General features: G+C 71.3%; 6 protein-coding genes and 1 pseudogene. 3 read left to right on the plus strand and 4 right to left on the minus strand.

What is annotated here, in order from left to right; translation table 11 throughout:
* Positions 1–209: 209 nt before the first annotated feature.
* The 3 genes from AB0J09_RS48290 to AB0J09_RS48300 form a co-directional block, all read right to left on the minus strand.
* The gene (locus AB0J09_RS48290; RefSeq protein ID WP_360707326.1) at positions 210–2,210 is read right to left on the minus strand and encodes a VanW family protein; all 2,001 of its coding nucleotides are present in this window, start codon (positions 2,208–2,210) and stop codon (positions 210–212) included.
* Positions 2,211–2,302: 92 nt separating this feature from the next.
* Positions 2,303–2,965, minus strand: a complete 663-nt coding sequence (locus AB0J09_RS48295; RefSeq protein ID WP_360707328.1) for a response regulator — start codon at positions 2,963–2,965, stop codon at positions 2,303–2,305.
* Positions 2,962–4,536, minus strand: coding sequence for a sensor histidine kinase (locus AB0J09_RS48300; protein ID WP_360707331.1), 1,575 nt, complete (start codon positions 4,534–4,536; stop codon positions 2,962–2,964). Before AB0J09_RS48300 ends, AB0J09_RS48295 begins: the two co-directional genes overlap by 4 nt.
* A 136-nt stretch (positions 4,537–4,672) precedes the next feature.
* Between AB0J09_RS48300 and AB0J09_RS48305 the strand changes: the two genes are divergently transcribed.
* The 3 genes from AB0J09_RS48305 to AB0J09_RS48315 are packed head-to-tail and all read left to right on the plus strand — an operon-like array spanning position 4,673 to position 7,620.
* Positions 4,673–5,644 (plus strand): tripartite tricarboxylate transporter substrate binding protein, encoded by a 972-nt coding sequence (locus AB0J09_RS48305; protein WP_360707333.1) that lies wholly within the window; start codon positions 4,673–4,675, stop codon positions 5,642–5,644.
* The gene (locus AB0J09_RS48310; RefSeq protein WP_360707335.1) at positions 5,644–6,129 is read left to right on the plus strand and encodes a tripartite tricarboxylate transporter TctB family protein; all 486 of its coding nucleotides are present in this window, start codon (positions 5,644–5,646) and stop codon (positions 6,127–6,129) included. Before AB0J09_RS48305 ends, AB0J09_RS48310 begins: the two co-directional genes overlap by 1 nt.
* Positions 6,130–7,620, plus strand: coding sequence for a tripartite tricarboxylate transporter permease (locus tag AB0J09_RS48315; protein WP_360707338.1), 1,491 nt, complete (start codon positions 6,130–6,132; stop codon positions 7,618–7,620). It abuts the gene before it with no gap.
* A gap of 61 nt (positions 7,621–7,681) precedes the next feature.
* Here the strand turns inward: AB0J09_RS48315 and AB0J09_RS48320 are convergent.
* Positions 7,682–8,128: pseudogene (locus AB0J09_RS48320) on the minus strand (Asp-tRNA(Asn)/Glu-tRNA(Gln) amidotransferase GatCAB subunit B); the annotation flags it as partial.

The following is an 8,128-nucleotide window of genomic DNA, read 5'->3' on the forward strand; positions in this document are numbered from 1 at the left end:
GGCGGCGCCGCCGACAATGACCGCACGCACCGCCGCCGCCGCCGCCGAGAAGCGTGCCCCCGCACGGGCTTGCGTCCTTGTGAGAGGGCCGGCCGACGCCCGCGAGCAGCGCAACTGTCGTGGCGGCGGCACGGTGACGGGCCGGAGCCGCGCGAGCCGGAGTGGACCGGCTCAAGACGCCGAGGGCCGGTCCGGAGGCCGCCGGCCCCTCAGTTGATTGCCGTGCAGGTCGTCTGGGGCTGGGCCCGGTACTTGACGGTCACCTTCTTGTCCTTCTTGACGACCTTGCCGTCGTTGTGGAACACGCGCGTGACGTCGATCGTGAACCCCTGCTGTCCCGTCGTGGGCACGCAGTCGGCCGCGGAGCTGCTCTCGCTCCGGAACGGCACGAAGTCCCGCCTATCCGACTCCGCCGCCTCCACCTCGTCATACCGCTCGGTGCTCCACAACGTGACCGACGCCGACGTGTCCGTGAAGGCCGTCTTGATCAGCACCCCGTACTCGGAGTCGTTGCGCCACTTCAAGTCCGTGTCCGGATACAGCAGCGTGACGTCACGCCCGGCCGGGTAGCGAGGCGAGAAGTAGTCCATCGGCCGGTGCTCGACGAGATCGAACCCGCCGAAGAACGCCGCGTTGTACATGGCCGTGGCGAACTGTGACACGCCGCCGCCCACGATGGCCACCGTCCGTCCGCCGACGATCTGCCCCGCCTCGACGTACCCGTCCTCGAGGGTGCGCTCCCCCACGACCTCGTTGATCGAGAACGTCTCCCCCGGCTTGACCAGGTGCCCGTCGAGCTCCTGCGCCATCCGCTGGATGTTCTTCACCCGCGGCTGGCAGCAGTCGAACGTCGTGTTGAACGTGCCCACGACCTCCTTGATGCCGAGGCCGCGTACCTGAGCGGTCGTGACAGTGGGGGCAACGGCGCCCAGCCGGACGGGGATGGTGCGACTGCCGCCCTGGTCGAACACCTTCTCGGCGTCCCTGGCCAGCAGCTTGTCGTTCACGCCCCGCCCCGTGCGCGCGGGCACGAGCACCGGCTTGTCGTTCACGATGTCGTACGTGGCGTCGCGCGGCTGCTGGGCGGCGTCCACCAGGCTGCTCTCCACGGAGGCGAGCACCGCCTTGGCGTTGAACGCGGGCGTGAGCCCGCCGGAGCCGTCGGAGTTGAAGGTCAGGTTGGCGGCGATCATGGCAGGGGAGATCTGCGCCTGCTTGCCGCCGAGCGTCAGCGTGATGGGCGCGGAGACCGCCTGCGTCGCCTTGGCCAGGGCCGTCTCGACGGCCTGCGGAGTGGTGACGGGCTTGGCCGGCCTCAGTGTGAGCACGACGTTGCCGCCCCCGTTCAGGAAGGCGTCACCGATCCTGCGTACGGCGTCGTCCCGGTCGAGCAGCACGCCGTCCTCGGGCTGGCGGCTCTTCGGCTGCAGCCCGGAGAAGAACACCCGGCCCTCGCGCGCCTTCTTGTCGGCGGCCTCCGCCAGGCCCTCGACGGTCCTGGCGAGCTGGGAGGAGTCGAGGTTCACCTTCGGCTGGAGCTCGGTCCTGCCGGTCAGCCCCCGCCACACCTCCTGCGGGCTGGGGAACCCGCTGGGCGCCTGCCCGATCGTGCCCACCACGTCCAGTTCCAGCCCCGCCTCGTCGGGCTGGATGGTGTCCTTCTTGCCGGCGGTGTCGACCACGACCGGCTCGCTCAGCTTGGTGGCGAGCTCGGTGCGGAGCTTGTCGGCCGCCTGGGTGACGGTCAGCCCGCCGATGTCGACGCCCGCGACGTGGGTGCCGCGCAGCACGGAGCCCGACATGAGCACGGCGGGCACGACGTACGCCAGCGCCGCCAGGATCACCACGAACGCCAGCAGGCCGGACAGGAGGCGGCGCCGCCTGGGCGGCTCGGGCTCGTACGCGGGCGGGCGCTCCACGGGCCCGCCCGTGCCGAATACGGGGGCGGGCGGTCCCGACGGCTGCTTGTCGTTCATCGGCCACGGCTGCGCCGGCGGCGCCACAGGGGGCAGCGCGCCGCCCGGAGGACCGCCCGGGGCGCTCGGGCCTTGGGCCGGTCGGGGCTCTTGCCTGTCCGGAGGGCCGAAGATGTCCCGGGAGACGCCCGGGGGCAGGCCTTCAATCCGCGGCTTCTTGGAGACGCCCGACGTCGGTAACGGCACCGAGGCGAACGGGTCGGTCGGTGATTCGATCGGTCCGGCGTTACGCACGCCTCAATCTCCTCCCGGTCCGCAGCCAAGTCTCAGGCAACAGTAAGGCACGAGGATCCGCATATGTCACGGGAAATGGCTACGGAAGTGTGTCAACCTAGCCACCGGTAGCGATGTTCTGGTCGACCGGCCGTCCCGTAACGCGGCCGGAACTCGGCCTGACCCGCCGCGCACAGGTATTCCAGATAGCGGCGGACGCTCACCCGCGACAGGCCCGTGAGCTGGGCCGTCTCGGTCGCCGACAGGTCGCGACCCGCCTCCCGCAGGGTATCCGCGACCAGTGCGCACGTGGCCGCGGACAACCCTTTCGGCATGGGTGCGGCGGTTTTGGGGGTGCCGAACAGCCGATCGACATCGTCCTGGCGGGCCTCGGGGCCGATGGCGGTCAGGCGCCTGCGGGTGTCGGCGTACTGCTGGAGGCGCTCGGTCAGGGCGGCGGCGGTGAACGGCTTGATGAGGTAGTTGACGGCGCCACCGCGCATGGCCTCCCTGACCGTGGGCACGTCGCGGGCGGCGCTGACCATGAGGACGTCCACGTCGTGGAGCTGTTTGAGCACCTCCAGTCCCGACATGTCGGGTAGGTAGATGTCGAGCAGCACGAGATCGGGCCTCTGCTCGGCCACCGCGGCGAGCGCGTCGGCCCCGGTGTGCGCGACGGAGACGACCTGGAAGCCCGGCACCCGGGCCACGTAGCCGCTGTGGATGCGGGCGACCATGAAGTCGTCGTCCACGACAAGGACGCGTAGGTAGCTCATGACGAGCCCTTCGTGGGTAGGAGGGCCGTGAAGACCGCGCCGTCCGAGTTGCGCACGCGTACCCAGCCTCCCCTGCGCAGGCATGCCTGCCGGGTCAGCGCCAGCCCCAGCCCCCGCGGGCCGGATCGGGCGGCCTTGGTGGTGAATCCCTCCCTGAACACCTCTTCCACCAGGTCGGGCGCGATGCCGGGCCCCGAGTCGCCCACGCGCACGCGCAGCCCGTCGGCGTCGGCCTGCACCGACACCTCGATCGTGCCCTCGGCGCCGTCGAGGGCGTCGATGGCGTTCGCCACCAGGTTACCGACCACGAGGACCGCGTCCTGCGGGTCGCCCAGCGTGCCCTCGGGCACGTGGGAGTCCTCCGAGAGCACGAGCCGGGCGCCGCGCTCGGCCGCCTCGGCGGACTTGGCCAGCAGCAGGGCGGCCAGGGTGGGCTCCTGGACGCGCTCACGCAGGTCGGTGACGTACGCGCCGCGGGTGGTCCGGGTGATGAAGCCGATGGCCGCCTCGTGCTCGCCCAGCTCCAGCAGGCCGACGACGGTGTGCATGCGGTTGGCGAACTCGTGCGCCTGGGCCCGCAGCGCCTCGGTCGCGCTGCTGGTGTCGTGGAGCTCGCGGGCCAGGCGGGTCAGCTCGGTGCGGTCGCGCAGGGTGATCACCCAGCCGCGGTGCTGGCCGCGTACCGAAACGGGGGTGCGGTTGAGCACCAGCACGCGCTCGCCGTGCAGCACGACGCGGTCCTCGCCCGGGTCGGCGCCTCCGAGCACGTCGCGCATACGCTCGGAGACGGGCATCTGGGTCAGATCCTCACCGACGTCGCCGAGCAGCTCGCGGGCGGCGTCGTTGACCAGCGTGACGCGCCCGTTGAGGTCGAGCGCGAGCACGCCCTCCTTGACGCCGTGCAGCACGCCCTCGCGCTGCTCCAGCAGCGCGGCGATCTCGCGCGGCTCCAGCCCGAACGTCTGCCTGCGCACCCGCGCGGTGATCACCGCGGCCAGCGCCAGCCCGGCGAGCAGCACGGCCAGCGCTGTCCAGATCAGCGGTGGCAGCGCGGCGCCGAGCTGGCCGACGACCGTGGTCTCCAGCACGCCGACCGAGACCAGGCCGACCACGTTGCCGTATTCGTCGCGGATCGGGGTCTTGCCCCTGACCGTGGTGCCGATCGTGCCGGTCTCGGTGCCGACCCAGCTCCTGCCCGTCCGCAGGACGGTGGTGCCGTCGGTGGACAGCTGCTTGCCGATCAGCGAGGTGTTGGGGTGTGCGTAGCGCTTCTGCTGGTCGTTGGCGATCACGACGTAGTCGGCGCCGGTCTCGTGCTGCACGCTCATGGCCAGCGGCTGCAGCACCGTCTCCGGATTCTTGAGTTTGAAGGCCTCCCTGACCTGCGGGAGCCCGGCCACGGACTGCGCGATGGCCAGCGCGCGCTGCTGGTGCAGCGCGTCGAGCTGGTTGCGCGTGTGCTCGGCCCACACCCCTGCAGTGCCCCCGACGGCGAGGATCACGATCACCATCTGGAGCACGAACAGCTGGGTCCCTAGGGAGGCGTCACGCACCCGTCTCACGCTGCACATGGAAACAAACGCAGGTCACGGCCAGGTCGCGACCAATACGACCACTATGACGGCAAGCGTGCAAAGCCTCGACGGATAGCGGAAGGAGCTTCACGATCCCAGTTTTACAACAGTGAAATCCCCCCTTGGAGTGATCATGCGCTTGCGCGTATTCGCCGCCCTCGCGGCACTCTCCCTCGCCGCGCTGACCGGCTGCGGCGAATCCGGCACCGGCACCTCCGCCGGCGGCTCCTTGCGGATCATGGCTCCGGCCTCGCCCGGCGGCGGCTGGGACCAGACCTCCCGCATCGCGGAGCAGGCGATCAAGGCCGCCGACTCCAAGCGCAAGGTCGAGGTGTACAACGTGCCCGGCGCCGGCGGCACGATCGGCCTGGCGCAGCTCGCGGGCGAGAAGGGCAACGGCAACCTGCTGATGACCATGGGCCTGGTCATGGTGGGCGCCATCGAGCAGAACAAGTCCAAGGTCACGCTGGCCGAGACGACGCCCATCGCCAAGCTGACCGAGGAGTACGAGATCGTCGTGGTCCCGGCCGAGTCCCCGTACAAGACGCTGGCCGACATGGTGGCCGCCTGGAAGGCCGACCCGAAGAAGGTGTCGATCTCGGGCGGCTCCGCGGGCGGCACCGACCACATCGTGGCCGGCCTGATGGCCAAGGCCGCGGGCGTGGACCCCAAGCAGGTCAACTACATCGCCCACTCGGGCGGCGGCGAGGCGCTCAACGAGCTGCTCGGCAACAAGGTCAGCGCGGGCATCTCGGGCGTGGCCGAGTTCGCCGAGCACGTGAAGTCGGGCAAGCTGCGCGCCCTGGGCGTGACCTCCGCCCAGCGGATCTCCGGCCTGGACGCGCCGACGCTGAAGGAGGGCGGCCTGGACGTCGAGCTGGCCAACTGGCGCGGCTTCGTCGCCCCCGCCGGGCTCTCCGACGCCGACAAGAAGGCGCTGACCGACCTGGTCACCAAGATGCACGACGCGCAGCCGTGGAAGGACGCGGTGGCCAAGAACGGCTGGATCGACTCGTTCCAGACCGGGCAGCAGTTCGCCGACTTCCTCAACGCCGAGCAGACCCGGGTCAAGGGCATCATCGCCGAGATGGGGCTCGTGTCCTGATGGCTCGCTGGTGGCGGCCCGAGCTCGGGCTGGCGATCGTGGTCCTGGCGTTGGGCGTGTTCGTCGTGATCGGCACGCTGGACGTCTCCGCCGCGGCCTCCCAGCTCGGCATCGGGCCGCGCTTCTTCCCCATGCTGGTGGGCGGCGCCATGGTACTCATCGGCCTCTTCTACGTGGTCGACGTCATCCGCGGCGGCCACGGCGATCCCGAGGAGAGCGAGGACGTGGACGTGGACGCGCCCGCCGACTGGCGGAGCGTCGCTCTGGTCAGCGGCATCTTCCTGGCGTTCGCTGCGCTCCTGAACGTGCTCGGCTGGATCATCGGCGCGAGCCTGCTGTTCTTCGGCCTGTCGGTGGCGCTGGGCGCCGAGCACAAGCTGCGCGCGGCCGTGGTCTCGGTGGTCGTGGGGCTCGTCACGTACCTGCTGTTCGTCAAGGGTCTCGGCGTTTCGCTGCCGGGCGGGCCGCTGGCGGGGGTGATCTAGGTGGAGTCGCTGCAGCTCCTGATCGACGGCTTCGCCGCCGCGCTCACCCCCGTCAACCTCCTGTACGCGCTCGTCGGCGTCACGCTCGGTACCCTGGTCGGCGTGCTGCCCGGCATCGGGCCCGCGATGACCGTGGCGCTGCTGCTGCCGATCACGTTCACGGTGCCGCCGGCCAGCGCGTTCATCATGTTCGCGGGCATCTACTACGGCGGCATGTACGGCGGCTCGACCACCTCCATCCTGCTCAACACGCCCGGCGAGTCCTCGTCGATGATCACGGCGCTGGAGGGCAACAAGATGGCCCGGCGCGGGCGGGCGGCGCAGGCGCTGGCCACGGCGGCCATCGGGTCGTTCGTGGCCGGCACGATCGCCACGGCGCTGCTGGTCGTGGCCGCGCCGGCGGTGGTGAGCTTCGCGATCTCGTTCGGTCCCGAGGACTACTTCGCGCTGGCGATCCTGGCCTTCACCGCCGTGTCGTCCGTGCTGTCCCGCTCGGTCGTGCGCGGCCTGGCCTCCCTGGGCCTCGGGCTGGTGATCGGGCTCATCGGGATCGACCAGCAGACCGGGCAGGCGCGGCTCACGCTGGGCATCCCGCAGCTGCTCGACGGCATCGACGTGGTGATCGTCGCGGTGGGCCTCTTCGCGCTCGGCGAGGCCCTTTACGTGGCCTCGCGGCTGCGTCACGCGACGCCTGAGGTGGTACCGGTCGGCCGCGCCTGGATGGGGCGGACCGACTGGCGGCGCTCGTGGCTGCCGTGGCTGCGCGGCACGGCGCTGGGCTTCCCGTTCGGCGCGCTGCCCGGGGGCGGGGCGGAGATCCCCACGTTCCTGTCGTACGCGGCCGAGAGGCGGCTGGCGCGCGGGGTCGCCCGGGAGGAGTTCGGCAAGGGGGCCATCGAGGGCGTGGCCGGGCCCGAGGCGGCCAACAACGCCTCGGCGGCGGGCACCTTGGTCCCGCTGCTCACGCTGGGCCTGCCCACGTCGGCGACGGCCGCGATCCTGCTCGCCGCCTTCCAGCAGTACGGGCTCCAGCCGGGCCCGCAGCTGTTCGACCACAACCCGGCGCTGGTGTGGGGCATGATCGCGTCGCTGTTCATCGGCAACACGATGCTGCTGGTGCTGAACCTGCCCCTGGCGCCCCTGTGGGCCCGCGTCCTGCGCATCCCCCGCCCGTACCTGTACGCCGGGATCGTCCTGTTCGCCGCCCTCGGCGTCTACGCCCTGAACGGCACCGTGGTCGACCTCGTCGTCCTGTACATCCTCGGCCTGCTGGGCTACGCCATGCGCCGCTTCGGCCTGCCGGTCGCACCCGCGGTGATCGGCATGATCCTGGGGCCGATGGCGGAGATCCAGCTCCGCAGGGCGCTGGCCATCGGGGCGGGTGACGTGACGGTGCTGGTGCACAGCCCCGTGGCGGTGGCCCTGCTGGTCCTGGCCGCCCTGGCCCTGCTCGCGCCGCTGTTCAGGAAACTGTCGGCCCGGCGCCGGTAACCGGGGGTCCGAGCGCTGAAGGCCCCGCCACCGGAGTGGCGGGGCCTTCGGACGACAGCGGCTACTCGGAGACGCCCAGCTTCTCCAGGATCAGCTGGCGGGCGCGGGCCGCGTCGGCCTTGCCCTTGCTCGCCCTCATGACGCCACCCACCAGGGCGCCCGCCGCGGCGATCTTGCCGGACTTGACCTTCTCGACCGCGTCGGCGTTGTCGGCCAGGACCTGGTCGATGATCGCGAGCAGCTCGCCCTCGTCGCTGACGATCTGCAGCCCGCGCTTCTCGACCACCTCGTCAGGCGTGCCCTCGCCGGCCAGCACGCCTTCGAGCACTTCGCGCGCCAGCTTGTCGTTGAGCGCGCCCGAGGCCACCAGCTGGGTCACCCTGGCGATCCGGGCCGGGGTGATGGGTAGGTCGGCCAGCGAGGTGGCGGTCTCGTTCGCGCGCCTGGCCAGCTCGCCCATCCACCACTTGCGCGCGTCCGCCGCCGGGGCGCCCGCCGCGACCGTGGC

It is taken from the genome of Nonomuraea sp. NPDC049784 (assembly GCF_040659615.1).
GTDB lineage: Bacteria > Actinomycetota > Actinomycetes > Streptosporangiales > Streptosporangiaceae > Nonomuraea.